General features: G+C 78.2%; 1 protein-coding gene. It reads right to left on the bottom strand.

The genetic code is table 11. The annotated features are described in order from the left end of the window. Positions 1-793, bottom strand: a 793-nt coding sequence (tilS, locus tag G7A99_RS22285) for a tRNA lysidine(34) synthetase TilS (RefSeq protein WP_163144190.1), incomplete at both ends; no start/stop codon positions are given.

Genomic DNA, 793 nt, shown 5'->3' with positions numbered 1-793 from the left:
TCGCGGTCCGCGGCGGCAGCCAGCAGGTCCTGCAGCCCCTGGCGCAGGCGGGCCTCGGGCGGCGGACGCATGCCGACATCGCGCAGCCACGCCCGGAGGGCGGCGTGCGCGACGGGATCGGGCGCACCGGCGAGTCCCGCCGTGGGGGCCGGCCCCGCGCCGAGGCCCAGGCGCTCCGCGGTCCAGGCCGCCAGCGCCCGGGCGTCCCGCGCGTGGCCGGCGAGGCGTCCCAGGCGGGCACCAACGCCGGGCCAGCGCGCGGCGAGCTGCGGCAGGACGGTGTGGCGGAGATAGTTGCGATCCCGCGTGAGCTCGGCGTTGTCCGGATCGTCCACCCACTCCAGTCCGCGTGCCCGGGCGTAGGTGTCGATGGCCTCCCGGGGCCAGGCCAGCAGGGGGCGGATCAGGGTCAGCGGGCCGAGGGGCCGGGACGGCGCGATCCCGGTCAGACCCTCGACGCCGCTGCCGCGGAGCAGTCGAAGCAGGACGGTCTCGGCCTGGTCGTCGGCGTGGTGGGCCGTGGCCACCACCGCGCCCCCGGGGAGCAGGCGCTGGAAGGCGTCGTAGCGGGCGGCCCGGGCCCGGGCCTCGAGATCGCCGCCCGGCACGACCCCGACGCGGCAACTATGGAAGGCGAGCCCGCGGCGTTCCGCCGCCGCCGCACAGAAACGGGCCCAGGCGGCGCTGTGCGTCGCCAGGCCGTGGTCGACGTGGACCACGCCGGCGGCGATGCCGGCACGGGCGGCGAGGTCCAGCAGGACGATGGAGTCACGACCGCCGCTGACGGCCAGGT

The sequence above is a fragment of the Arhodomonas sp. KWT genome (genome assembly GCF_010993615.1).
Note: the sequence above shows the minus strand (reverse complement) of the source record. Positions and strands in the feature narration are given on the sequence as shown.